Raw genomic sequence first — 24829 nt, 5'->3', positions numbered from 1 at the left:
TAACCGTCACGCAAAGCACTCCTGGCCGAGGTTGCGTGCCGGGCATTGGCACGCAACCTCACCCTAGTCGCGTGTCAGGCGGCGGTGGGTCACTCTGTGAGGTCTGGCTGCATCGATACCCAAACGTTCAACTTTGTTTTCCTCATACGCCTGGAAGTTGCCTTCGAACCAGAACCAGGACGCGGGATTGTCGTCGGTTCCCTCCCACGCCAGGATGTGCGTGCAGGTGCGGTCCAGGAACCACCGGTCATGCGAGATAACGACCGCGCAGCCGGGGAACTGTTCGAGCGCGTTCTCCAGCGAGCCCAGGGTTTCGACATCGAGGTCGTTAGTGGGCTCGTCGAGCAGGATCAGGTTGCCGCCCTGTTTGAGGGTGAGCGCCAGGTTGAGGCGGTTGCGCTCACCACCGGACAGCACACCGGCTGGCTTCTGCTGATCCGGGCCTTTGAACCCGAATGCGGAAACGTAAGCCCGCGAGGGCACTTCGTTCTGGCCGACCTCGATGTAGTCGAGACCGTCGGAGACGACCTGCCACACGTTCTTCTTGGGGTCGATCCCGGCGCGGCTCTGGTCGACATAGCTCAGCTTCACGGTTTCGCCCACCTTGGCAACACCACTGTCGGGCTCTTCCAGCCCCACGATCGTCTTGAACAAAGTGGTCTTACCGACACCGTTGGGCCCGATGACACCGACAATCCCGTTGCGGGGCAGGGTGAACGACAGGTCCTTGATAAGCGCGCGGCCGTCGAACCCTTTGTCGAGATGCGCAACTTCGACCACCACATTGCCCAGCCGCGGGCCAGTCGGGATCTGAATTTCCTCGAAGTCGAGCTTGCGGGTCTTCTCCGCTTCGGCAGCCATCTCCTCGTAGCGTCCGAGGCGGGCCTTGTTCTTAGCCTGGCGGGCCTTGGCGCCCGAGCGGACCCAGGCAAGTTCCTCCTGTAGCCGCTTATGCAACTTGAGGTCCTTGCGTCCCTGGACCGCGATCCGGTCGGCCTTCTTTTCCAGATAGGTGGAGTAGTTGCCCTCGTAGGGGTAGGCCCGCCCACGGTCCAGTTCGAGGATCCATTCGGCCACGTTGTCGAGGAAGTACCGGTCGTGAGTCACCGCCAGGATGGCGCCTGGGTAGCTGGCCAGGTGCTGCTCGAGCCACAGCACGCTTTCCGCGTCGAGGTGGTTGGTGGGCTCATCGAGCAGCAGCAGGTCTGGCTTAGACAGCAGCAGACGGCACAGTGCTACCCGGCGGCGCTCACCACCTGACAGATGTGACACGGGCTCGTCTGGCGGCGGGCAGCGCAGCGCATCCATGGCCTGCTCCAGCTGCGAGTCGATATCCCAGGCGTCGGCGGCGTCCAACTCTTCCTGGAGCTTGCCCATCTCTTCCATGAGCTCGTCGGTGTAGTCGGTCGCCATCAACTCGGCGACCTCGTTGTAGCGATTGAGCTTGCCCTTGATGGCCACGCCCGACTCGACGTTCTCACGTACCGTCTTCGTCTCGTCGAGCTGCGGCTCCTGCTGCAGGATCCCTACGCTGGCGCCGTTGGCCAGGAAGGCCTCGCCGTTGTTCGGTGTGTCGAGCCCCGCCATGATCTTCAGGACACTGGACTTACCGGCGCCGTTGGGACCGACCACACCGATCTTGGCGCCGGGCAGGAAGCTCAGCGTGACATCGTCGAGGATGACCTTGTCGCCATGCGCCTTGCGGACTTTCATCATCGTGTAGATGTACTCAGCCATTGCCGCGCTGTCGCCTCTCCTCTAAGTTCTTTTGCCGCAGCTCACGACCGTTCCGGTGAGCTGCCCGACCCATCCTAGGTGAGAGGCGACCGCGCGGTCGCCGGCGTCAGCTCAGATATCAAGCACTCAACGGAAGGTTTACCGACTCCTCGCTGCTCTCGTCGGTATCCACGGGCTCCTCCATCGATTCCTCGGCCCCGGAACCGGGTTGCTCCCCGGCCGTGGTGTCCTCCTGCTTGCCGGTGTATCCGGCCTTCTCTATCCGGGCGATCGTCCGTGATAGGTCTGGCCCGACGGCGATCGCTTTCATCTCGGTGACCTGACGGCGGTTGCCGTCCTTGTCCTCGAACTCGCTGGTGTGCAGATGGCCGTGCACGATCACCGGCGCTCCCTTCCCCAACGCCGCGCCGACTCCGGTGACCAGCCGGCCCCAGCACGTGACATTGATGAACAGGGAGTTGGAGTTCACCCAGCTGCCGTCGTCACGCCGACGACGTGCATTACTGGCGACGCGGAACTTGATCATCTCGTCGGAGCCGACCTGGCGCCGCTTGAGGTCTCCAACGATGGAGCCGATGACAGTGACTGGAGTTTCAAACATTGTCCGTGCCTTTCCCTTTTTCATTCGTGCACCGCCGAACCGGGTGCCCTTGGTGGCTCCAGTAACTCGTCTCGTACCGACACCCCGGCCCGACACATACGGAGCCGCGGGTGCTGATTGTGGATGGGCGTCGGATTGGGGATAACTGGCCGATGAGTCCGGCCACCCGTACCTTGCTTGACATGACGGTTTGGATCATGCGCCGCCCCGAGGACGACATCGCCGCCGAATTGGCGGGCTCATCAGGGCCGTTGGCCAGAGTGCGACTCGCGGTCAAGGACAACGTGGACGTCGGCGGTGTGCCCACCACCGCCGCCTGCCCGGAGTACGCGTACCTTCCCGAACACGACGCCCCGGTGGTCGCAGCCTTACGTGGCGCGGGTGCAGTGTTCGTCGGCAAGACGAACCTGGATCAATTCGCGACGGGGCTCGTCGGCACGCGCTCCCCCTACGGTGCGGTATCCGACTCGCGCCGCCCTGAATACATCAGCGGCGGTTCCAGTTCGGGATCCGCAGTCGCGGTCGCAACCGGACAGGCCGATATCGGGATCGGAACCGATACCGCGGGATCCGGGCGAGTACCCGCAGGGCTGCAGGGCATCGTCGGGATCAAACCGACCGTCGGCGTCATCTCCACCGAGGGTGTAGTTCCAGCCTGCGAATCCTATGACTGCGTCACCATTTTCGCCCGGACGCTGGACACCGCCAACGCCGCGATGGCTGCCATGGGAAGCGCTGTCGGGCCGCGCTCCTGGCCCACCAACACACGACTGGCCGCTCCCCCACAGCCCACCGTCGCCATTCCGAGCGAGCTTCCCGCACTGGATGAGACGTGGCGCAATGCGTTTCACGCGGCGGTCGAACGTCTTCGAGCAATCGGAGCGACAATCGTCGAGATCGATCTGGCGCCCTTCCTGGCGGCCGCGAAACTGCTGTACGAGGGCGCGCTAGTCAGTGAACGTTATGCCGCCACCGGTGAATTCATCGATGCCAACCCTGAGGCCGCACTCGATCCCACTGTTGCACAGATCATTTCGAATGCACGCGATATCCCCGCGCACTGGCTGGTGCGAGACCGCGCCGAGGTGCAGCGTCTCCGCAGGGAAGCCATGATCTCCCTCGCGGGTGCGGACGCACTGCTGGTACCCACCGCACCGCTGCATCCGACTATCGAGCAGGTGGCGGCCGACCCGATTGGCGTCAACGCGGCGATGGGGACCTACACCAACTTCTGCAATCTGTTCGATCTGTGTGGGGTGGCAGTCCCCGCGGGAACCGCGGGTGACGCCCAGTTCGGGGTGACGGTCCTAGCCCGCGCCTTCGACGACGCGGTCGCCTTCGATATCGCCGCGATGGTCACCGGAGATGCGGTGGGACAGGACGTTTGGCCCGCTGCGAGCACCCTGTCACATGAGCTTGCGGTGTTCGGCGCTCACCTCAAGGGTGGCCCGCTGGAGTTCCAGCTCACCGACCTGGGGGCACGTTGGATCGGCCCGGTACGTACCGCGCCGAAGTATCGAATGGCGGCACTGCACACCACACCACCCAAACCCGGCCTCACCCGCTCCGAAGAGGACGGGGTGAGCATCGGCGGCGAGATCTGGCGGCTTTCCCCCGCAGCGCTGGGCACCTTCCTCGCACAGCTGCCCGAGCCAATGCTGCTGGGCAAGGTCGAATGCGATGACGGCCTGTGGCGCACCGGATTCGGCTGTGACGGTGCCGCGGCGCGAGCGGGCACCGATATCAGTGAGTACGGCAGCTGGCCGGCGGCCATCGCCGCAGGTGCGGTGGGTTAGCTCGGCTTCTCTTCGTACTGAGCCATTTTGGCCAGCATGGCGTTGTAGGCGGCCAGATCGGCGTCGTCATCACGTTCGGCGGCACGGTCCTGTCGGCGGGCCAGCCGCTCATCCGAACGTGACCACTGGATCACCAGGGCAATCATGACCACCAGCAACGGCAGTTCCCCCGTCGCCCAAGTGATGGCGCCGCCCATGTGTTGATCGGCGGCCAGATCGATCCGCCACGGCAAGGCCAGATTGCTGTAAAACTTTTCGCCGAGAATGGCTTTCGTGCCCATCAGGATGACGCCGAAGAACGCGTGCAAAGGCAGTGACACCAGCACAATGCCCAATTTTGCGACCGGAGGCAGACGCCGCGGAGACGGGTCGATACCAATAACCACCCAATAGAACAGGTACCCGCTCAGCAGAAAGTGCAGATTCATCGCCAGGTGCGCGGCGTGCACATCGACGGCGGCGTCATAGAGCCCACTCAGGTACAAGCCGTAGAACCCGCCGATGAACAACGACGTCGCCACCAGCGGATGCGTCACGAAGCGAGAGAACGCGCTGTGCAGTGCCATCTGCACCCACTCGCGTAGCCCCGGCGGATCGTCCTTGCCCGCGGCGGGCAGTACACGCAGCAGCAGCGTGATGGGGCCGCCGAGAACGAGGAGCACGGGCACCAGCATCGAGAGCGTCATGTGCGCGACCATGTGAATGCTGAACATCGCGGGCATGTACCGGCCGACGCCCGACGATGTAGCGATGAGCAGAAAGGCGCAACCGAATACCCATGAGATGGTGCGCCCCACCGGCCATTCGTCACCGCGTTTTTTCAGCCGACGGACACCGACCAGGTAGGCGACGGCGAAAACAATGGCGGCCGTTCCGAAGATGAGGTCGAAGCGCCAGTCGAACATCAGACGCTGCGGGGTCGGCGGACCGGCAATCGGGTAACCGATGGCGACCTCGACCGGTGAAGGGTTGAGGTTCAGCGGCGGCGGTGGCGGGGTGCGACCCAACCCGACGGCGATTCCGAAGGTGACCGCGAAGATGACCGCTTCCAAGCCTGCGAGCCGAATCAGCGGCCGACGATTCTGTGGATCCTCGGCCAATGCCGTCATCGCCGAACGCCGTTGCAGATATCCCAGCACGCCGAGGACAAGCAGCGCGGTCGTCTTGCCGACCAACAACCATCCGTAGCGGGTGGTAAGCAGGTCCGAAAGCTGCACCCGGATAAGCGCGTTGATGATTCCGCTGAGCCCTATCGCGACATAGCACCACAGTGCCACCGTGGAGAACCTGCGCGCCGCCACATCGAGATAGCCGCCACCGCGCAGCGCGTGTATCAGCAGCGCCAGCAGCCCACCGGCCCACAGCGCCGCGGAAACCAGGTGGATGATGAGGCTGTTGGTTCCGAGGTCGTGCGCGCCGCCGGATGCCGAATGCCCCACCAATGCCAGCGGCATCAATGTCGCCACCGATCCGAGTACCAGCAGCGGCGTCCATGCCCAGCGCAACACCACCCGGCTCGCGATCGCGACGCCGGCGGCGATGAATGCCATCCAGCGCCACGCGTTTACGGTGTCGATTTCACCCGCGAGCGACCACAGCTCGCCGGGGTTCAGGAAAGTACTCACCGGCTGACCCGACACATCGGACACCGACAACGGCACCATGGCCGCCGAGAACACCGCCAGCGCGGTTGATGCGGCCGTGCCGATGCGCAGCGAGCGGTAGCCGTCCACGTCGAGCACGCCGTTGGATTGCGGTGGGACGAAAAAGGCCGCGAGCAGGAATGCGCCGACGGCGCCGACGGCGCAGATTTCGGCGGCGGCCCGAACGAACGGCACGCCGTAGGAGGTGACGAGGCCCGGGTTTGGCAGACCGGTCGCGAGCAGGGCGTCGGTGAGCGAAAGCGCCCCGATAGTGGCCGCGACCAGGCCCGCTAACGCGGCGGCACCGACAACGACCGTCCAGATCGGCGAATCGGTCTGCCTGGCGGTGGGGGTCGTCGTCACCAGTCAAGGGTATGGCGAGATGCGATCCGCACGGTCACCGGTTCGATAGACTACGGTCCGGCTAGCGCCACATGCCTCCGTAGCTCAGTCGGATAGAGCAAGGGCCTTCTAATCCCTAGGTCGCAGGTTCGATTCCTGCCGGGGGCGCAGTTCAGATGCTGTTTTTCACCGTAATTATCCGCTGTGAGAAGGCTCGTACCCGCGCAGCGTCCTCGCGCGGATCAATGGTGCGTTCCCGGCAAGGTTTGCACTGGCGGCCGGGGAAACGCCACGCCCACAGCACACACTTTTGTCCTGAAATCTGTGGGTGCGGTTACATTCGCGGATTGCTCCGTGCATACTTTGCTCATGATTCGCTGGATGGGATCCGCCGCGACCGTCTTCACACTTGCAGCCGGGGGTATTACCGCATCTGCTGTTGTAGCGCCGGGCGTAGCGTGCGCTTGCTCATGCGTCGCTGTCCGCAAGGACGCGGCCTCGGTCAAGGAATGGCTCGGGCACGCGCAAGCAATCTTCGTCGGGACACCTACTGACACCTTCGGGATCGGCAACCCCGACACCGGCCGCACCATCTACGAGTTCGCAGTCCGCGAGGTCTACAAGGGTGATGTCGGTGCAGTGACAACAGTCAAGGTAGAGAACTTCGGGCCATCCTGCGGGCGTGGGTACGACATTGGTACGGAGTACTTCGTGGTGGCGGGTAAGCCCGACGAGATACCCAACGACAGCAGACCCAACGCACCCGCCGCCTACGGGGACAACATGTGCTCCTTGACTCAAGTGGCCGCAGGGTCCGACCTACCCGGCCCTTCGGAAGCCGTCTACGGGAAACCTCATGCGGCTACTGGGCCGTCTGTCACGCTGCCCACATAAGGCGTCGCCCGGGATAGCGCTTCCAGCGACGCCCCGGATGATGCACCCCGCACCTGTCGAGTACCTCGCTCATCATTGATCTCAGCGCTAGCAGAGCGGGGCGGTGCCGAGGCCGTGGGAATGTCCTGGTGTCTGCCCCTGTCTGGAGCTAGCGGTTATCTATTACACGGAACAGGTATGGGGGTTTCCTGCCGGGGCACTTACCAACTGCGCGCTTGTCAGTCCTGGGGCGGCGCTTCTGCCGTCAATTCGGCTTTCTGACGGTACAGCTCCATTTCGGCACTCAGCGCGTCGTCAAGCGCACGGTTCATGGCGGCGTGTGTTGAATGGCTCGCGGCCCGCCGCATTGTCCCAACAAGGTCTGTAGCCCAAGCGATTTCGTCATCGGTGCCCGGAATCCAGCCAGGCCCGCGCTGGCGGGTCACCTCGTCATGCGCGGCACCGATAAGTACACGCGCGGCATCGTCGAGCTTCTCGTTCATCTTGACGTGGATATCGACCAGGTTGGCCAGCGCCATTCCGCGCGAGATCAACGCTGCGAAGGTGTCGATCGTGTCCAGATCATTGACGAGGTATGAGTCGGAAGCATCAACGGGTTCGAGTAGCCCGGCATCGACCAACCGTGCCAGTACCGCGGGATCGATGGGGCCCAGTAGCTCCTCAAGCTTCCCCATCGACAGCGTCCCTTGGTCCGCGTTGGACCACCGCTGCTCAAGCAGGCCCTCAAGATCCGAGAGATCGAGAACATCGGCAAGCTGGGCACCCCGCTGCAGCCCGGTGAAGAACTTGGTGATGTGTTTAAGGGTGAAACCCTCACTGAGCAAGCGATTTATCGCCCGCAATTGCCGAAGATGCCAGTCGTTGTAGATAGCGGTCCTGCCCCGGCGCAGCGGCCGGGGCAGGAGCCCTCGTTCTTGGTACCCGCGGATATTCCGCGTCGTCGTCCCCGAGGCTTGTGCGAGGTCGTCGATCCGGTACTCGGTCATGGTTTCGAGGCTGGCCCTGTCAGTATCAGTTCGTCGCTGGTGTGCGAGACAGTGATTTTATAGTCCTGCAGGTCGAATCTCTTGAGTTGGTTGACGTACTGCGTGGCGAATCCAGGGAACATCGTCGCATTGAACCCGTCGTCCGTGAGGTACCAACTCTGGCACCCTGAGTTCCACGTGGTGGATTGCAGCCGACGTTGGATGTCCTGGTTGTAGCGTTCCTGGATTTCGGGGCGTGCGTCCACCGATTTCCAGTCGTTGGTGATCAGCGCAGAGATCGCGTCGGTGATGTAGTTGATCTGCGCCTCCATGTACACCAGCGCCGAGCTGTGCCCGGGTCCTGAGTTGGGGCCGAAGGTAAAGAACAGATTCGGGTAGCCCGATACCGCCACGCTGCGGTAGGCGTAGGCGCCACCGCCCCACTCGGCGGCCAGGTCCCGGCCGTCGAGCCCGATGACCGGGTAGGGCGTACCTGCCTTGCACACGTCGAAACCGGTTGCGAAGACGATGCAATCGAATTGATGCTCGATGCCCTCGACTGTGCGGATGCCCTTCGGGGCCAGCCGGGCGATGGGCCAGGTGACCAGCTTGCAGTTCTCTGCCTGCAGCGCGGGGTAATAGTCGCTGGTCATCAGCAGGCGCTTGCACCCTGCCGAGAAATCGGGCTTCAGCTGCCGGCGCAACCAGGGGTCCTTCACCTGTCGCCGCCGATGTGCGGAGCTGACCGCCTCGACGATGCGGGTGAAGGGGGTGTCCCAGACCACGCCCAGCGCCACCGACTCGTGCCCCCAGAACCACGCCGCACGCGCCAGCCGCTGGCTGAGCGGCCAGTCGCGGTACAGCTGCTTGAGCCGCCCGCCAGTTGTGCGGTTCAGACGCGGCAGAACCCAGCCGGGCGTGCGCTGGAACACCTTCACCATTTCGGCGGTCTTCACCAGCTCCGGAATGATCTGGACGGCACTGGCTCCCGTGCCGACGACGGCAACGCGCTTACCGGTGAAGTCGTAGTCATGATCCCAGCGGGCACTGTGGATCTTGTGGCCCTCATACGTGTCGAGACCCGGGATCGCCGGAAAACTCGCGTTCGCGAGCGGGCCGGAGGCCATGATGACGCTGCGGGCACGCACCGGTTCCTGGTTATCGAACTCTAGGGTCCACTCCCCTGCGCCCTCGTCGTATGTAACCCCGACGACGTTGTGGCCGAAACGGATATACGGCGACAGCGTCGAGGACTCGACCATCTGGTCGATGTAGCCGAGGATCTCGCCGCTGTCGGAATACGTGTGCGACCACTCGGGATTGGGGGCAAAGCTGTACGAGTACAACCGCGAGGGGATATCGCACGCCGCCCCGGGGTAGGTGTTATCGCGCCAGGTACCGCCCACCCGGTCGCCGCGCTCGAAGATCGCGAAGTCGTTGACGCCCTTGTCTTTCAGGCGGATGGCGGCACCGATACCGGCGAACCCGGCGCCGATGATGGCTACGGAGATATTCATGCTGGCTGCTTTCACGCGACGGGTTCGTAGGTGAGTTCCTGGGACCAGGTGGGGGTGCGCTCCACCAGTCGCATCGGGATGACGCCGGTGATCTTGACCAGCGAGTCCGCTATCCAGTGGTATTTCGACTTGCGGTTGATCACCTTCATCGCATGCCAGGAGATCAACCGGTACATCGGCAGCCGCCGGACGTATTCGCTGCGCTCACCGACACTCTTGAAGCGTTTCATCGCACCGTAGAGGCGCTCCTCGTCGACACCCATGGCCACGATGTTGTCGCGCATCTTATTGAGCAGCGGCACATAGCTCAGCAAGCCGATCAGCAGGCTGGGCTTGAGCCAGCCGCCGACGAGCTCAGTGAGCAACTTGCGCATCTTGGAGTGGCCCAGGATATCCATGACCTCGAAATCCACTGCAAGATGGCGAGATTCGTCAGAGTTGATCCGCTTGAATGCTTCCTGCGCGATCGGGTCCTTGACCTCGTCGGTAATGAATTTGATGAGGGCTCCGTCAAGGGCGACCTCCAGCATCGGGATCACCGTGCCGAGAAAGGACAGCGACATCCCGTCGGAGTACTTGTCGAGAAAGTTGATCACCAGCTGCACATTGATACTCGGGGAAGGGATCTCGTCGTTCTCGAGCATCCCCCACCGGCGCATCAGCGCAAGCTCTGCGTTGGCGTGCTTCTGTTCCTCGGCATGGAAGTGCTCGTAGATGCTCTTCAGGGTCGGGGTCGGCGCCTTCTTGGCCAGTGCCGCGAATCCGCGTGCCCCGACATTCTCGATCCACATCAGGTCCGCGATGAACGGCTTGAGCTTCGCATGCAGCTCAGGCTCGATCAGCTCGGCGCCAGGTGCCTCCCAGTCGATATCAGCAAGTGCCCACTGCTTGTCCTTGATCATCTGCAGCATGTTGTCGAGATCCATTGCCATGGAATGTTTTCCCTTTCAGCGAGGTAGTGAGAAGTTCAGTCGGTGGGCAGGAGCCGGCCCAGCAGGCCGGCTCCCCGCGTGTACAGGGTGGGAAAGTGCCGTTTGAGGTGCCAGATGACGTTGGCGTCGAATTGCGGCAGCACATACAGACGGCCGCGGTCATGGGCATCGAGGGTGCGGGCGGCGACCTTCTCCGGGGAGAAGCCGGTTAGCTCGATGATCCGGTCGAGCAGGCCCGATGTGGCCGCCCCGGTGAGGCGCCCATCCTTGAAGACATTCGTTTTGACGACGGTGGGGCACAGCACGGTCACGTTGATCCCCGTGCCGCTCAGTTCGGCGGCCAGGGTTTCCGACAGCGACATGACGCCTGCCTTCGACACGTTGTACGCGCCCATCGCCGGTGCCGCGGCGAACCCAGCCGCGGAGGCGACGTTGATGATCCCGCCGCGCCCGCCGGCGCGGAGCAACGGCGCGAACAGCTCGCATCCGTGGATGACGCCCCACAGGTTGATGCCAAGCGCCCAGTTCCAGTCGTCCAGACCGATCTCCCCGACCGGTTTGCCGCCGATCCCGACGCCCGCGTTGTTGATCACCAAGGTGGGCGGTCCGGAGAAGACCTCCTGTGCCTCGAATGCCAGCGCCTCCACCTGGCTCCGTGAAGCAACATCGCAGGCAACGGCATGAGCACGGCCTGTGGAAAGCCGGTCCACCAGAGCCGCGGTCTCCGCGGCCCGCTCGGCGTTGATATCCGCACAGACCACGTGGCCACCGCGCCGGGCCAATTCGAGGGCAAAAGCGCGCCCGATACCGCTGCCAGCACCGGTGACTACCGCTTTTGCATCTACCGAAATCGGCTGGCGTCTGAAGACGTCAAGAAGCCCCATGGCGGAATACAACATCACCAACTGTGCCATTTGTCAACGGCACAGTTGATGATGACAATGAGGTGTTGACCACTCCGGAAGGAACTCGTATGCCGACGCACACGGCCACCGCACCCGGCGCTTACGCGCTGGAGGTGCTCGAAGTCATCGCCGAGACGCCCGATGCGGTCTCGATCGTGTTCGCCGCACCGCCCGATGCCCAAGCAGACTTCGCCTACAAGCCTGGGCAGTTCCTGACCCTGCGCGTGCCGGCTGGCACGGATACCGATGCGGTGTCCCGGTGCTATTCACTATCGAGCGCACCAAGCATCGATGAACACCTGAAGGTCACCGTCAAACGAACCGCCGGCGGCCGGGCCTCGAACTGGCTCTGCGACAACGCCCGAGCCGGAATGGTACTCGAATCACTGCGCCCTGCAGGAACATTCACCATGCGCGATACCACAGCGGTTCCGGTGTTCGTGGCGGCCGGCAGCGGCATCACGCCGATCATGTCCATGATCCGCACGGTGCTGCCCGAGTCCACTCAGGACGCCGTCCTCGTATACGCGAACCGAGACCGCGACTCGGTGATCTTTGATGCCGAACTTGCAGCACTGCAGTCAGAACACGGACGCAGGCTGACCGTCTTGCACTGGATTGAGGCCGAATCCGGGTTGCCGACCGCCGACGGGCTGCGCGCACTCTTGCCAGCCGACAGCACCGCCACGGCCGCGTACCTGTGCGGCCCAGCCGCCTTCATGGACGTGGCAGCGGCCGCGCTGTGCGGTATCGGCCTGGCGCGCGAGGACATCCATCGCGAGATCTTCGTGTCGCTGACCACCGACGCCTTCGCCGCCGCACCGGAGCCTGCGGCCGTACCGGCCGATCCGGACGCGGTAAGCGCCACAGTGGAAATCGATGGGAACACCCACCAGATCTGCTGGCCGAAATCGCAGATCCTCCTCGACGTACTCCTGGGCTTGGGCATCGACGCGCCCTATGTATGCCGCGAGGGCAACTGCGGAGGCTGCTCGTACACCCTCCGAGCGGGCGAGGTGACGATGCAGGTCAATGACGCCCTCGATGACCATGAGATCAGCCACGGCGTGCGCCTCGCGTGCCAGTCGTTGCCGCAATCGGATCAACTCAGCATCGCCTTCGACCGCTGACAGAACTCCACTGCCTGGCATCCGCCGTTCAAACGCCAGTACTGATTACGCCTTCACGGCATCCCAGGCCGCTTGCCCCAGAACCGGAGCCGCGGAAAGAACGTCAAAATCGGCCGAACGTGCCAGCCACAGCCGGGCATATTCCACACAGGGCCCCATCCATAACGACTGGCACAACCTGGGCGGCAGGGGCTTGATACGACGCTTCTCGACGTGCGGTTGTAACCACGCACTCGCCTTGCCGTAGAAATCCTCATTCAGCGCGGCGATCGCCGATCGCGACTCCTCGATGACTTCGAACTCCCTGCAGTGAAAGAGAAAACGGGCCCGCAATTCGTTCGCGGCAACCCACTCCAGGTGAAAGCGAACGGTGCCTTCGATCCCGCGGCGAGCACTCGAATTTCCCTGCAGCACAGCAAGATAGGCGTTGTAGTAATCCCGCAACGTTTCGAGGTACAGCTCGGCGGCCACACGCTCTTTGCTTCCGAAGAAGTGGTAGATGCTGCCCACACTGGCCCCGGACTCACGGTGCAGGGCCTCGATTGTGGTGCCCGCCACCCCATTCTTCAGAAAGCTCGTCAGCGCCGAATCAAGGATCGCGCGCCGGCGCGCTACGCCGGCATTCGAGGCAGTGGACACCACCAAGACAATACTGTCCCGCCTCTTGACTGGAGAATTGTTCTAGAATATTTTTCTAGTCACGAAACCCCATCGGATCACCGAAAGGACTGTGGCGGATGAGCACGAGCACCGACGACCGCACAAGTAATGACGCGCGACGAACGACTCCCCTCGACATCGCCCTCGGCGTCGCCTGCGTGGTGTGGGTCGTCATGACGCTGTGGTCGGGCATTTCGACCGGCGGCGCGGGTCTACCTGTCATCGCGCAGACGATCACCACATTGGCACTGGTGGTGGCGGTCTTCGGGCACATGCTCAAACACCTGGGCGTCAAACTCGCCTTGGCATATTTCGTCATCGCGTCTGTTGTCGAGTGGGCATTCGAGCAGGCAAACATCAGTTTCGGCGGGTTCATTTGGGGAGATCTGCGCTACGGCGACATACCGATGATGGGCCCGCATATCGGCAGTGTTCCCCTACTGGTTCCCATCGGAATGGTCGCGTTGCTGTGGCCGGTCTACGTGATCATCAACGTGATACTCGACGGGAAGATCGTGGTGGACCCCCGCACACTGCGTCCGTGGCAGGTCGTGTGGCACTGCGTGCTCTACGGCACGCTGCACGCCTGGATCGCCTTCACAGCCGACGGCTTTTGCACGAAGTTCGGCATCTATGAATGGGTCGGCAAGTCCAAGGCCCTAGCCCCCGAGGACTCGTTCTTCGGAGATCCGGCACTGCCGATCGGCTGGGCAATCTGGGGTTTCCTGATCACCCTCATCATCTCCTTCGTGCTCCTGCCCATCCTGGGCAAGGATGCCCTCGCGCGGTCGGAACAGCGTCCGCTCAGCTGGGTAGACGCCGCACCCATCGTGGTCATCGGGGCATACGCCGTCGGACTGTTCCTCAACCCGGTAAACCAAACCACCGGCAGCGTCATCCTGTTCATGTTCGGATTTGTTTCGCTGCTCTCCCTCTACCGATTCACGGCAGCCGTGCTGGAGCAAGACCGAAACCACTGATGTAGCACGACCCGGGAATCACCCAGACTGCAAGCAGATCATGACAGTCAGCAAGCCACCTACTTACTGCTGATCAAACAGATACTCGACGAGACCGGGGCGATCCAAGACACCTGTTACCGGTGAACCGTGCTCTCCGGTAGAACCGGTGGGGTGCTCCTCGTACGCCGCTTCTGCCGTGATGACTGGGATTGGGTACAGGAGTGGTTCCGGGACCCCGTGCTCGATCAGGAACTCGGCCCGCTGGATGACGAATGGTTAGAGCACGTCCTCACCGACCCCGGCAGCGCTGAGCTGGTCGTCATTCGGGAGAGCGAACCGGTCGCTCTGGTGGGATGTGTCTGGGGCCCAATCGAGCACACCGTGTCCGATATCGCGGTGCCGCGCTCATTGCGCCGGTCGGGTGTGGGCAGCCTGGCGCTGCGCGCAGTCTTGACCTGGCGCGGCCATCCCCCGGTATCGCGGTGGGTGGCCTACGTCCATCCGTCGAACCCTGCGGCCTTCGGATTCTTCACCGAGCAGGGCTGGGAGCACTTCGGTATCGACGACGGCATGCATACCTTCCGCCTCGTACTGACCTGACTCACGCCATCCGCTGCCGCGTTCTGTCGTCCGTATTCGGTAGGGTCCCTGCGCGTGACTCAGAGCGTGACCGTGAAATCTGTAAATGCCCGCCTAGCTGCGGAACTTGCTGTCGCCGAAGCCCAGGTGGCGGCCGCCGTGCGGCTGCTCGACGAGGGCTCGACGGTCCCGTTCATCGCGCGTTACCGCAAGGAGGTCACCGGCAGCCTGGACGACGGCCAGCTGCGCGATCTGGAGGAACGGCTGCGGTACCTGCGGGAACTCGACGACCGTCGCGCCACGGTCCTGGCCTCCATCGAGGAACAGGGCAAGCTCACCGACGATCTCAAGGCGGCGCTGCTGTCGGCCGATACCAAGGCGCGCGTCGAGGACATCTATCTGCCGTACAAGCCCAAGCGACGCACCAAGGCACAGATCGCTCGCGAGGCCGGGCTCACCCCACTGGCCGATCGGCTGCTGGCGGACCCAAGCCTGGTGCCCGATGAGGTGGCCGCCGAGTTCCTCACCGAGAACGTCGCCGACACCACGGCCGCACTCGACGGAGCCCGCCACATCCTCATCGAGCGCGCGGCAGAGGATGCCGAGCTCGTCGGTACCACTCGCACCAAATTCTGGTCGGAGGGCGCCCTGCGGACCGCACCCTGGTCCGAGGAGTCGGCGAAAACCGATGCAGCACAGAAGTATCGTGACTACTTCGAGTTCTCCGAATCGCTGGAGACCATGCCCTCGCACCGCGTTCTCGCCGTCATGCGCGGTGAGAAGGAGCAGGTCCTTGCCCTCAATTTCGATGGCGGCGACGACGCGCCGTATGAGGCCATGGTCGCGCAATCGCTCGGGGTCAATCTCACCGCGAAGACCCCGGCGACAACGTGGCTGGCCGGTACCGTTCGCGTCGCCTGGCGCGCCAAGCTCATGTTCTCCGCTTCCGTCGACGCCCGCTTGAAGCTGCGTCAACGGGCCGAGGAAGAGGCCGTCGCGGTCTTCGCCCGCAACCTCAAGGATCTGCTGCTCGCCGCTCCCGCAGGTACCCGCGCCACGCTCGGCCTAGACCCCGGCTTCCGGACGGGTGTCAAGGTGGCCGTTGTGGACAGCACCGGCAAGGTGGTGGACACCTGCGCGGTCTACCCCCATCAGCCGCAGAAGAAGTGGGATGAGGCCAAGGCGACCCTGGCGGCGTTCGTCGCCCGCCACGGTGTCGAGTTGATCGCCGTCGGCAACGGAACCGCATCCCGCGAAACCGATGCCCTGGCAGCCGAACTCATCGCCGATATCAAAGCGGCGGGCGCCAAGGCTCCAACGAAGGCGATGGTGAGTGAAGCCGGCGCTTCGGTCTACTCCGCCTCCGCCTATGCCGCACATGAAATGCCCGACCTCGATGTGACGCTGCGCGGCGCCGTGTCGATCGCACGACGCCTGCAGGATCCGTTGGCCGAGTTGGTGAAGATCGAGCCCAAGTCCATCGGCGTCGGGCAGTACCAGCACGATGTCACCCCCGGGACACTCGCCCGCAGCCTGAATGCGGTCGTCGAGGATGCGGTGAACGCCGTCGGAGTCGACCTGAACACAGCCTCGGTGCCGCTGCTCGCGCGCGTGTCCGGGGTGACCGAATCCCTCGCTGAATCCATCGTCGCGCATCGCGAGAAGGTGGGCGCGTTCCGCAGTCGCAAGGGGCTGCTGAAGGTTCCCAGACTGGGCCCCAAGGCTTTTGAACAGTGCGCCGGATTCCTGCGTATCCGCGAGGGCGACGATCCGCTCGATGCATCCGGGGTGCATCCGGAGTCCTACCCGGTGGTGCACAAGATCCTGGACCGCTCGGGCATTACCCTCGCCGAGCTGATTGGCAACGAACGCTCGCTGCGGTCACTGAAGCCCACCGACTTCGCCGATGAGCGGTTCGGAATTCCCACCGTGACAGACATTCTCGGCGAGCTGGAGAAGCCGGGACGGGATCCGCGGCCCGCGTTCACGACGGCCACCTTCGCCGCCGGCGTCGAAAAGGTGACAGACCTGAAGGTCGGCATGGTGCTCGAGGGTGTGGTGACCAATGTCGCGGCCTTCGGCGCCTTCGTCGACGTCGGCGTGCATCAGGACGGCCTCGTACACGTCTCGGCGATGGCGGATCGATTCGTGTCCGACCCGCACGAGGTGGTCAAGTCCGGTCAGGTGGTGCGGGTCAAGGTCACCGATGTCGACATTCCGCGTCAGCGGATCGGTCTGAGCCTGCGCCTGAACGACGAGCCACAGCGCACCGAAGGCAAGCGTCCCGACCGCGGCGATGCACCCCAACGCGACAACAAGAATCAGGGTCGGCCAAACCAGAACCGCGGCAAGAATTCCCGCCAGCGCGAAGAGACCCGGCCGGGAGGGTCCATGGCGGACGCATTACGCAACGCGGGCTTCGGACGGTAGTCGCGTCGGGGGCTCGGCGCCGCCCGCCACATGTCGGTGCCCCTGGTTAACGTGGCCCCGTGCTCACCACCGTGGCCATCCGGGGATACCGCTCCTTGCGTGATCTAGTACTGCCGCTTGCCCAACTCACCGTCGTCACCGGCGCGAACGGCACCGGAAAGTCCTCGCTGTACCGGGCACTTCAGCTACTGGCCGACTGTGGCCGCGGCGAGATCATCGGCTCGCTGGCCCGCCAGGGCGGATTGCAATCGGCGATATGGGCCGGACCAGAGAATCTCAAGGGAGCGCGCCGCACCGGCACAGTGCAGGGCACGGTCCGCACTCGGCCCGTGTCGATCGAGCTGGGTTATGCATCAACAGACTTTGGCTATCTGGTAGACCTCGGCCTGCCGATTCCGAGCGATTCCGCCTTCGGTCGGGATCCGGAGATCAAGCGAGAGGCCGTGTTCACCGGGCCATCGCTTCGCCCCAGCGCGACCCTCGTGCGACGAACCCGCCCCGTGGTGGAGGCGCGTGCAGATTCGGGTCGCGGATTCGAAGATTTCAGCCGCTCGCTGCCGACGTACCGCAGCGTGCTCTCTGAATTCCCCGGGAGGTTCCCCGAATTGGGTGCGGTCCGGGACACCCTGCGCGGCTGGAGGTTCTACGACGGGTTTCGTGTGGACATGCTCGCGCCTGCGCGCCAACCTCAGATCGGTACGCGCACAACGGTTCTCTCCAATGACGGTAGCGACTTGGCGGCTGCCATCCAAACGATCATCGAAACCCGTAGCGACACCCTGGACAAGGCCGTTGCCACAGCGTTCGACGGCGCCTCGGTGGCGGTCGGTGTCCGCGAAGGGATCTTCGATCTGCAGGTGCAGCAGTCCGGCATGCTGCGCCCGCTGCGTGCCGCGGAGCTGTCCGATGGCACCCTGCGTTTCCTGCTGTGGGCTGCCGCGCTGCTGAGCCCCGAACCGCCGCCGTTGATGGTGCTCAACGAGCCGGAAACCTCGCTGCATCCTGATCTCATCGCTCCGCTCGCGACGCTCATTCGCGCGGCGGCCGCGAAGACCCAGGTGGTGGTGATCACCCACGCCAGCGCTCTGGTGGATCATCTTGCCGCGCGACCGTTGCGCGAGATCCTGGCCGGCGATGAGGACCGATTCGACGATGCCGGTTCGGCGGTGCGGCTCGAACTCGTCAAGGACTGGGGCGAGACTAAGATTGTGGGACTCGACGCGCTGAAGGCCCCGTCGTGGCATTGGGGTTCCCGCTGAGCGCGTACCGGGTCACCACTGGTTGTTGAACTTCGCGCCTCCGCCGTTGATGACGCTCTGGTGGCTCGCGTCGCCGGTCTGGGTGACGGCGTGGTGGTGGTGGGCGCTCTGGCTGCCGCCTTCGGCGACGACGCTCGGGGCGGCCATCATCCAGAAGGCGGCCACTGCGGGGGCGAGGACTGCGAGTACCAAACCTGCCCAGATGACGAGCTTGCCGGCTGCGTTGACGACGAGATTCTTCATGGTCATTTCCTTTGCGGTGGAGGATGTCTTGCTCATGAACTAATCGTCGATCCGGCAGCGATCGGGCAGTAGACCCCGCGAATTTGTGGGCTCACAAAGCTGATTTGTGCCTAACATGGATCATGTTGAGCGCTCGCATGCCAGAGCTGTCCGCGTTCGAGGTGCTGCTGGGAATCGCGAGGACCGGCAGCCTGGGTGCGACAGGCCGCGATCTCGGCCTGACCCAGCAGGCGGTGTCGGCGCGCATTGCCTCCCTCGAAGCCCAGACCGGCGTACCACTGGTCACCAGGACTCCACGCGGTTCTCAGCTCACCGCGACCGGCGTGGCCGTGGCCGAATGGGCAGCAAAGCTGTTGACCGTCGCGACCCAGGTGGACACCGCGCTGGCGTCGCTCCGCGAACAGGGCCGGGCCCGCGTCAAGGTGGCAGCGAGTCAGACCATCGCCGAGCAGCTCATGCCACGCTGGTTGGTGTCGTTGCAGGCTGCGGCGGCCCGTTTGGGTACCTCTGCCGCCACCGTCGTGCTCACCGCGACCAACAGTGAGCATGCCGCCGAAGCGGTGCAGGATGGGAGCGCCGATGTTGGATTCATCGAGAGCCCCCTCGCGCCCAAGGGCTTACGGAGCAGGGTTGTCGCCCATGACCAACTGGTTGTCGTGGTGGCACCAGATCACAAGTGGGCCAAGCGCACCCGCCCGGTGACCGCACTCGAGCTGGCCCAGACACCGCTTGTCGCACGCGAAGCCGGATCGGGCACCCGCGACTGGCTCACCGCGGCATTGCGCGACGCGCTCGGCACCACCGAACAGGCCGCGCCGGTCCTGGAGCTGTCCTCCGCCGCGGCGGTACGGTCGGCGGTACGTGCCGGAGCCGGTCCAGCGGTGATGAGCACGCTGGCGGTCAGCGACGACCTGACACTGGGCAGGCTTCGCGCTATCGCGGTGGCGGACGCTGATCTGCACCGCGACCTTCGCGCCATCTGGCGCGGCGCACGGGTACCGCCCGCCGGCGCCGTTCGTGACCTACTCAGCCATATCGTGGGGTTCCGGGGCGAGCGGCGGTAGCCGCACCGGCACGCCCACCGCGGGCGAGTTGCTCCCGGTGAGCCGAAGGGTTGCCAGGCCGCCGATGCAGACTGTTGGGTGAACGGTCGAACCTCGGGAAGGGAACGAAGTGCCAGAAGCGTCACGGGACAACGTACTGATCGTGCATTGGCACGACCTTGGTCGCTACCTGGGCGCCTACGGACATCCCGACGTGTCCAGCCCACACCTGGATCAGCTGGCCGCCGACGGCATCCTCTTCACCCGCGCCCATGCCACGGCACCGCTGTGCTCACCCTCACGTGGTTCCCTTTTCACCGGGCGCTACCCACAGAGCAATGGCCTCATCGGCCTGGCACACCACGGCTGGGAATACCGCGCCGGTGTGCGCACCCTCCCCCAGATTCTGTCCGGATCGGGCTGGCACACAGCACTGTTCGGAATGCAGCACGAAACGGCGTATCCGGCCAAGCTCGGATTCGACGAGTACGACGTGTCTAACTCGTATTGCGAATACGTGGTGGAACATGCGACCCGCTGGTTGCGCAATTCACCCGACAAGCCGTTTCTGCTCACTGCTGGATTCTTCGAGACGCATCGCCCGTTCCCCCGGGAGCGCTATGAACCGTCCGACGCCCAGACGGTGAACGTCCCCGACTATCTGCCCGATACCCCGGAGGTACGCGAGGACCTCGCCGAGTTCTACGGTTCCATCTCGGTGGCCGACGCCAAGGTCGGCGAGCTGCTCGACGTATTGACCGAGACCGGCCTCGACCAGAACACCTGGGTCGTGTTCATGACCGACCACGGCCCGGCACTGCCACGGGCCAAGTCCACCCTGTACGACGCCGGCACCGGTATCGCATTGATCGTGCGGCCCCCACGGGCCCATGCCACCGAATCCCGCCGGTACGACGAGCTCTTCAGCGGTGTCGATCTGCTACCCACGCTTCTAGAGCTACTCGGTGTGGAGATTCCCGAGGAGGTGCAGGGAGTTTCACACGCCCGCAATATCGCGAAGGCATCGGGCGAACTAGAACACGTTCGTTCTGAGCTATTTACCGCGAAGACATATCATGATTCCTTCGATCCCATTCGAGCTATTCGAACGAAGCAATACAGCTATATAGAGAATTACGCGCAACGACCAATCCTCGACTTGCCGTGGGATATTGCCGACAGTCCACCGGGCCGGGCGGTTGCCGCGCATATCACCAATCCGCGCCCGCATCGAGAGCTCTATAACCTCGACACCGATCCAGGAGAGACGCACAACCTGCTCGGACTCGACACCAATCAGGAATCGACGGCCATCGCGGACGATCTGGCGCTGCGCCTCAACGACTGGCGAGAGAAGACCCTCGACGTCATTCCCTCTGATTTTGCGGGCACGCGCATTTCCGCGCGATATACCGAGACATTCCTGCGCGTCCATGGTCGGCCCGGGGCCAACCGTTCAGCCATCGCCGACGAACGCGGTATCGAGCAATAGTTATTTTCGCGGTGATTGCAATTCACGGCGAACCCAATTAGTCGAATGCAAAACAATTGCGGTTAGGCTACTGCGCATGCCCGACCATCCCACCGCATATCTGGTGCTTGCATCGCAGCGCAGTGGCAGCACCCTGCTGGTGGAATCCCTGCGCGCGACCGGTGTGGCCGGCGAACCGCAGGAGTTCTTCCAGTACCTGCCCACAACCAGCCAGGCCCCGCAGCCGCGGGAATGGTTCGCCGGCGTCCAGGACGACTCGATCCTGCGTCTGCTTGACCCGTTGGACCAGGGCAAGCCCGATCTCGCGCCCGCGACAATCTGGCGCGACTACATCCGCACCGTCGGGCGCACCCCGAACGGAATCTGGGGCGGCAAGCTCATGTGGAATCAGACGCCGCTGCTGCTCAACCGCGCCCAGGGGCTCCCCGACCGTTCCGGCGACGGGCTGGTCGACGCCATCCGTGACACCGTCGGGAGCGACCCAGTGCTGGTGCATGTCTACCGGCCGGACGTTGTTTCCCAAGCGGTTTCGTTTTGGCGTGCGGTGCAGACCCGAGTGTGGCGCGGACGTCCCGACCCGGTGCGCGATGCCCGCGCCGAATACCACGCGGGGGCCATCGCCCACGTCATCACGATGCTGCAGGCACAGGAGGCCGGGTGGCGCCGCTGGTTCGCCGAGGAGAACATCCAGCCCATCGATATCTCCTATCCGTACCTGTGGCGCAACCTGACCCAGGTGGTCGCCACCGTTCTCGAGGCCCTCGGGGAAGACCCGCGGCTCGCGCCGGCACCAGCCCTGGAACGGCAGGCAGATCAGCGGTCCGACGACTGGGTGGACCGATACCGAGCCGATGCGGAAAAGGAGGGGCTGCCACTATGAGCGACACCACGACGACACTGGAAAACCCACTGCAGGTCAACGAGCTTCGGCTGCTTGAGGCCGAGGCGGTGCACATCATCCGCGAGGTGGTGGCCGAGCTGCAACGCCCGGTACTGCTGTTCTCGGCGGGCAAGGACTCGATCGTCCTGCTGAGGCTCGCGGAGAAGGCCTTCCGGCCCGCGCCGCTGCCCTTCCCGGTCTTGCACGTGGACACCGGGCACAACTTCCCCGAGGTCATCGAATTCCGCGACCACCGCACGACCGCGCACGGCCACAAGCTGATCGTGGCCTCGGTGCAGGAAACCATCGACGCCGGGCGCGTCGCCGACCCGGGCCCGGGTGCCTCCCGGAACCGGCAGCAGACCCGAACGTTGTTGGACGCCTTGGAGGCCGGTGGTTTCGACGCGGCGTTCGGCGGTGCACGCCGCGACGAGGAACGCGCCCGCGCCAAGGAACGCATCCTGAGCTTCCGGGATGAGTTCGGGCAGTGGGACCCGCGGGCGCAGCGGCCCGAACCCTGGTCGCTGTACAACGGCCGCATCCGTAAGGGCGAACAGGTTCGCGTCTTTCCGTTGAGCAACTGGACCGAGCTCGATATCTGGCGCTATATCCAGCTGGAAGACCTTGCGCTGCCGCCGATTTACTTCGCACACCAGCGCGAGGTCTTCGAGCGTGACGGCATTTTGCTGGCCACCTCCGAGTACGCCACCCCGCGCGGTGGGGAGACCGCAGCCACCGAATGGGTGCGCTACCGCACCGTCGGCGATATGACCATCACCGGCGCCGTCCGGTCCCAGGCCACCGAGATCGAAGGGGTGATCGCGGAAATCTCTGCGGCCACCGTCTCCGAACGCGGCGAGACCCGCGCCGATGACCGCACGTCCGTGGCCGCCATGGAAGACCGGAAACGAGAGGGCTACTTCTGATGAGTACTCAGACTGCGGTGGACACCCGCCAACTGCTGCGCATCGCCACCGCGGGTTCGGTGGACGACGGCAAGAGCACGCTCATCGGGCGGCTGCTGCATGACACCGACAGCCTGCCGGTCGACCACCTGGAAGCGGTCACCGACGACGAGGGCGTGGCCGATCTCGCCGCACTCTCGGACGGCCTGCGCGCCGAACGCGAACAGGGCATCACCATCGACGTCGCCTACCGCTTCTTCTCCACCGAGAACCGCAGTTACATCCTGGCCGACACCCCCGGCCACGAGCGCTACACCCGCAACATGTTCACCGGCGCCTCCAACGCGCATGTCGCGATCCTGCTCGTCGACGCACGGGCCGGGGTACTGCGCCAGACTCGCCGCCACGCCCGCATCGCAAAGCTGTTGGGTATCAAGCATTTCGTGGCCGCGGTGAACAAGATCGACCTGGTGGACTTCGATGCCCAGCGCTTCGACGAGGTGGCTCGCGAGCTGCATCTGCTGGCCGATCGGCTCGGCAAGGTGGACATCACGGTCATACCGATCGCGGCCAAACACGGCGACAACGTGGTGCATCGCTCCGAGAACACCTCCTGGTACGCCGGTCCGACCCTGCTCGAATACCTTGAAGGCGTCGAGCTTTCGCCCCCGCAGCCAGAGGCCGCCAAGCTTCGCCTACCCGTGCAGTGGGTCTCACGGCCCACCGCCGATCAGCGCCGCCGGTACACCGGCCGGCTCGCAGCCGGCACGCTCAGCGTCGGAGATCCGGTGGTGAACCTGCCGTCGGGTGCACGCTCGACGGTGACAGTGGTCGACACCCTCGACGAAAACCGTTCCACCGGTGTGGCTCCACTATCGGTGTCGATCGAATTGGCCGACGATATCGACGTGGGCCGCGGCGATGTGTTGGTGAGCGGCGCCGAAGACGCTGAATGGCCGGTGCTGGCCCGAGAACTGGATGCCACGGTCTGCTGGTTCACCAATGGCCCGCTACGGGCGGGCGACCGGTTGGCGCTCAAACAGGGCACCCGAACAGTGCGGGCCACCGTTCAGGCACTGCACACCCGCCTCGATCCGGAGACCCTCGATGAGCTGGACGGCCCGGTTGAGTTGGCACTCAACGACGTCGGCTCGGTCACCTTGCGCACCAGTTCGGTGGTGGTGGCCGATTCGTATGCGGAGAGCAGGGACAGCGGCGCGTTCATCCTGATCGACGAGGCGTCCAACGACACCGTCGGCGCCGGCACCATCACGGAGGCGCGCGAGGTCAAGCCCGAGACGCACTCACGCACCGATATCCGCTGGCACCCTTCGGCGCTGGACCGCGAATATCGTTGGGACAGCACCACTCAGCGCGGCGCCATCATCTGGTTCACCGGCCTGCCCGCATCCGGAAAGTCCACCATCGCGGTGGCGGTCGAACGAGCACTGGTGGAGTCCGGGCAGGTGGCCTATCTGCTCGACGGCGACAACCTGCGCCATGGACTATCCGATGACCTCGGGTTCTCCCCGGGCGACCGCGCCGAGAACATCCGCCGGGTATCGCACCTGACGCGGTTGTTCGCCGATGCGGGGGTGGTCGCGCTGGCATCGCTGGTGTCGCCGCTGCGCTCAGACCGCGAGACCGCGCGCAGTATCAACGCCGCAGCCAAATTGCCGTTCATCGAGGTGTACATCTCCACACCGCTGTCCGAATGCGAGAAGCGGGACCCCAAGGGTCTGTATGCGCGGGCACGTGCGGGTGAGTTGAAGGGTTTAACGGGTGTCGAGGCACCCTATGAAGCTCCGGAGAATCCCGAGCTGGTGCTCGACACCACCGGTGCCGATATCGACGGGCTGGTCGCCCAGGTGCTTGATGTTCTCAACCGCGCTCGCTGAGCGCGGTTGAGAACAA

Annotated in this window: 21 protein-coding genes and 1 tRNA gene; 13 read left to right on the top strand and 9 right to left on the bottom strand. The window is 64.2% G+C overall.

What is annotated here, in order from left to right:
• Positions 1–63: 63 nt before the first annotated feature.
• Both ettA and MLB1_RS20660 read right to left on the bottom strand, forming a co-directional pair.
• Positions 64–1737 (bottom strand): energy-dependent translational throttle protein EttA, encoded by a 1674-nt coding sequence (ettA, locus tag MLB1_RS20665; RefSeq protein WP_180751724.1) that lies wholly within the window; start codon positions 1735–1737, stop codon positions 64–66.
• Between the two features lie 118 nt (positions 1738–1855).
• Complete coding sequence (locus tag MLB1_RS20660; RefSeq protein WP_180751723.1) at positions 1856–2338, bottom strand: single-stranded DNA-binding protein; 483 nt, start codon at positions 2336–2338, stop codon at positions 1856–1858.
• A 182-nt stretch (positions 2339–2520) separates the two neighbouring features.
• Here MLB1_RS20660 and atzF point away from each other — a divergent pair, with 182 nt between their 5' ends.
• Positions 2521–4134: an allophanate hydrolase gene (gene atzF, locus MLB1_RS20655; protein WP_180751722.1), complete on the top strand. Its 1614-nt coding sequence runs from the start codon at positions 2521–2523 to the stop codon at positions 4132–4134.
• On the opposite strand, the gene MLB1_RS20650 is transcribed toward atzF, so the two are convergent.
• Positions 4131–6140, bottom strand: a complete 2010-nt coding sequence (locus MLB1_RS20650) for a cytochrome c oxidase assembly protein (RefSeq protein ID WP_180751721.1) — start codon at positions 6138–6140, stop codon at positions 4131–4133. The two genes, atzF and MLB1_RS20650, sit on opposite strands and share 4 nt — an antisense overlap.
• A gap of 73 nt (positions 6141–6213) precedes the next feature.
• Here MLB1_RS20650 and MLB1_RS20645 point away from each other — a divergent pair.
• Positions 6214–6287: transfer RNA gene (locus MLB1_RS20645), tRNA-Arg, on the top strand.
• A 201-nt stretch (positions 6288–6488) separates the two neighbouring features.
• A complete protein-coding gene (locus MLB1_RS20640; protein ID WP_371750672.1) occupies positions 6489–7013 on the top strand; it encodes a hypothetical protein in 525 nt (174 codons plus the stop codon).
• A 218-nt stretch (positions 7014–7231) separates the two neighbouring features.
• Here the strand turns inward: MLB1_RS20640 and MLB1_RS20635 are convergent, their stop codons facing one another.
• Genes MLB1_RS20635 through MLB1_RS20620 form a run of 4 tightly spaced genes read right to left on the bottom strand, consistent with a single transcriptional unit; the run spans position 7232 to position 11341 of the window.
• Positions 7232–7999, bottom strand: coding sequence for a MerR family transcriptional regulator (locus MLB1_RS20635; protein ID WP_180751720.1), 768 nt, complete (start codon positions 7997–7999; stop codon positions 7232–7234).
• Entirely contained in the window at positions 7996–9495 is a 1500-nt protein-coding gene (locus MLB1_RS20630; protein ID WP_180751719.1) for an NAD(P)/FAD-dependent oxidoreductase, read from the bottom strand. The genes MLB1_RS20635 and MLB1_RS20630 overlap by 4 nt, the downstream gene beginning before the upstream one ends.
• A gap of 11 nt (positions 9496–9506) precedes the next feature.
• On the bottom strand, positions 9507–10427 hold the full coding sequence (locus tag MLB1_RS20625; protein WP_180751718.1) for a ferritin-like domain-containing protein: 921 nt from the start codon (positions 10425–10427) through the stop codon (positions 9507–9509).
• Positions 10428–10462: 35 nt separating this feature from the next.
• Positions 10463–11341: an SDR family NAD(P)-dependent oxidoreductase gene (locus MLB1_RS20620; RefSeq protein WP_371750671.1), complete on the bottom strand. Its 879-nt coding sequence runs from the start codon at positions 11339–11341 to the stop codon at positions 10463–10465.
• Positions 11342–11400: 59 nt separating this feature from the next.
• Between MLB1_RS20620 and MLB1_RS20615 the strand changes: the two genes are divergently transcribed.
• Positions 11401–12462, top strand: a complete 1062-nt coding sequence (locus MLB1_RS20615) for a ferredoxin--NADP reductase (protein WP_180751717.1) — start codon at positions 11401–11403, stop codon at positions 12460–12462.
• Positions 12463–12507: 45 nt separating this feature from the next.
• Here MLB1_RS20615 and MLB1_RS20610 read toward each other — a convergent pair whose 3' ends face one another.
• Positions 12508–13101, bottom strand: a complete 594-nt coding sequence (locus tag MLB1_RS20610) for a TetR/AcrR family transcriptional regulator (protein WP_180751716.1) — start codon at positions 13099–13101, stop codon at positions 12508–12510.
• A 98-nt stretch (positions 13102–13199) separates the two neighbouring features.
• On the opposite strand from MLB1_RS20610, the gene MLB1_RS20605 reads away from it, so the two are divergent.
• From MLB1_RS20605 to MLB1_RS20590, 4 genes are all read left to right on the top strand, one after another.
• Positions 13200–14102, top strand: coding sequence for a hypothetical protein (locus MLB1_RS20605; RefSeq protein WP_180751715.1), 903 nt, complete (start codon positions 13200–13202; stop codon positions 14100–14102).
• 129 nt (positions 14103–14231) lie between these two features.
• A complete protein-coding gene (locus MLB1_RS20600; protein ID WP_219603400.1) occupies positions 14232–14684 on the top strand; it encodes a GNAT family N-acetyltransferase in 453 nt (150 codons plus the stop codon).
• Positions 14685–14738: 54 nt separating this feature from the next.
• Complete coding sequence (locus MLB1_RS20595; RefSeq protein WP_180751714.1) at positions 14739–17093, top strand: Tex family protein; 2355 nt, start codon at positions 14739–14741, stop codon at positions 17091–17093.
• A gap of 59 nt (positions 17094–17152) precedes the next feature.
• Positions 17153–18352: an AAA family ATPase gene (locus tag MLB1_RS20590; RefSeq protein ID WP_180751713.1), complete on the top strand. Its 1200-nt coding sequence runs from the start codon at positions 17153–17155 to the stop codon at positions 18350–18352.
• Between the two features lie 12 nt (positions 18353–18364).
• On the opposite strand, the gene MLB1_RS20585 is transcribed toward MLB1_RS20590, so the two are convergent.
• Positions 18365–18631: a hypothetical protein gene (locus MLB1_RS20585; RefSeq protein ID WP_180751712.1), complete on the bottom strand. Its 267-nt coding sequence runs from the start codon at positions 18629–18631 to the stop codon at positions 18365–18367.
• Between the two features lie 83 nt (positions 18632–18714).
• On the opposite strand from MLB1_RS20585, the gene MLB1_RS20580 reads away from it, so the two are divergent.
• The 5 genes from MLB1_RS20580 (at position 18715) to cysC (ending at position 24813) form a co-directional block, all read left to right on the top strand.
• Positions 18715–19659 carry a LysR family transcriptional regulator gene (locus tag MLB1_RS20580; protein WP_180751906.1) on the top strand — a complete coding sequence of 315 codons (945 nt, stop codon included), beginning with the start codon at positions 18715–18717 and terminating at the stop codon, positions 19657–19659.
• A 109-nt stretch (positions 19660–19768) separates the two neighbouring features.
• Complete coding sequence (locus MLB1_RS20575) at positions 19769–21130, top strand: sulfatase (RefSeq protein ID WP_180751711.1); 1362 nt, start codon at positions 19769–19771, stop codon at positions 21128–21130.
• A 76-nt stretch (positions 21131–21206) separates the two neighbouring features.
• Entirely contained in the window at positions 21207–22010 is an 804-nt protein-coding gene (locus MLB1_RS20570; protein ID WP_180751710.1) for a Stf0 family sulfotransferase, read from the top strand.
• The gene (gene cysD / locus MLB1_RS20565) at positions 22007–22936 is read left to right on the top strand and encodes a sulfate adenylyltransferase subunit CysD (RefSeq protein WP_180751709.1); all 930 of its coding nucleotides are present in this window, start codon (positions 22007–22009) and stop codon (positions 22934–22936) included. Before MLB1_RS20570 ends, cysD begins: the two co-directional genes overlap by 4 nt.
• The gene (gene cysC / locus MLB1_RS20560) at positions 22936–24813 is read left to right on the top strand and encodes an adenylyl-sulfate kinase (protein WP_180751708.1); all 1878 of its coding nucleotides are present in this window, start codon (positions 22936–22938) and stop codon (positions 24811–24813) included. Before cysD ends, cysC begins: the two co-directional genes overlap by 1 nt.
• The last annotated feature ends 16 nt before the right edge of the window (positions 24814–24829 follow it).

It is taken from the genome of Mycobacteroides sp. LB1 (assembly GCF_013449725.1).
Lineage (GTDB): Bacteria > Actinomycetota > Actinomycetes > Mycobacteriales > Mycobacteriaceae > Mycobacterium.
The sequence above is the reverse complement of the archived record's forward strand: the minus strand, read 5'-3'. Positions and strand labels throughout refer to the sequence as shown.

What these genes read in the sequence shown, in the direction of transcription:
- ettA (WP_180751724.1), bottom strand. Translation starts at nt 1,737, where the DNA reads ATGGCTGAGTACATCTACACGATGATGAAAGTCCGCAAGGCGCATGGC.
- MLB1_RS20660 (WP_180751723.1), bottom strand. Translation starts at nt 2,338, where the DNA reads ATGTTTGAAACTCCAGTCACTGTCATCGGCTCCATCGTTGGAGACCTC.
- atzF (WP_180751722.1), top strand. Translation starts at nt 2,521, where the DNA reads ATGACGGTTTGGATCATGCGCCGCCCCGAGGACGACATCGCCGCCGAA.
- MLB1_RS20640 (WP_371750672.1), top strand. Translation starts at nt 6,489, where the DNA reads ATGATTCGCTGGATGGGATCCGCCGCGACCGTCTTCACACTTGCAGCC.
- MLB1_RS20635 (WP_180751720.1), bottom strand. Translation starts at nt 7,999, where the DNA reads ATGACCGAGTACCGGATCGACGACCTCGCACAAGCCTCGGGGACGACG.
- MLB1_RS20630 (WP_180751719.1), bottom strand. Translation starts at nt 9,495, where the DNA reads ATGAATATCTCCGTAGCCATCATCGGCGCCGGGTTCGCCGGTATCGGT.
- MLB1_RS20625 (WP_180751718.1), bottom strand. Translation starts at nt 10,427, where the DNA reads ATGGCAATGGATCTCGACAACATGCTGCAGATGATCAAGGACAAGCAG.
- MLB1_RS20620 (WP_371750671.1), bottom strand. Translation starts at nt 11,341, where the DNA reads ATGGCACAGTTGGTGATGTTGTATTCCGCCATGGGGCTTCTTGACGTC.
- MLB1_RS20615 (WP_180751717.1), top strand. Translation starts at nt 11,401, where the DNA reads ATGCCGACGCACACGGCCACCGCACCCGGCGCTTACGCGCTGGAGGTG.
- MLB1_RS20605 (WP_180751715.1), top strand. Translation starts at nt 13,200, where the DNA reads ATGAGCACGAGCACCGACGACCGCACAAGTAATGACGCGCGACGAACG.
- MLB1_RS20585 (WP_180751712.1), bottom strand. Translation starts at nt 18,631, where the DNA reads ATGAGCAAGACATCCTCCACCGCAAAGGAAATGACCATGAAGAATCTC.
- MLB1_RS20570 (WP_180751710.1), top strand. Translation starts at nt 21,207, where the DNA reads ATGCCCGACCATCCCACCGCATATCTGGTGCTTGCATCGCAGCGCAGT.
- cysD (WP_180751709.1), top strand. Translation starts at nt 22,007, where the DNA reads ATGAGCGACACCACGACGACACTGGAAAACCCACTGCAGGTCAACGAG.
- cysC (WP_180751708.1), top strand. Translation starts at nt 22,936, where the DNA reads ATGAGTACTCAGACTGCGGTGGACACCCGCCAACTGCTGCGCATCGCC.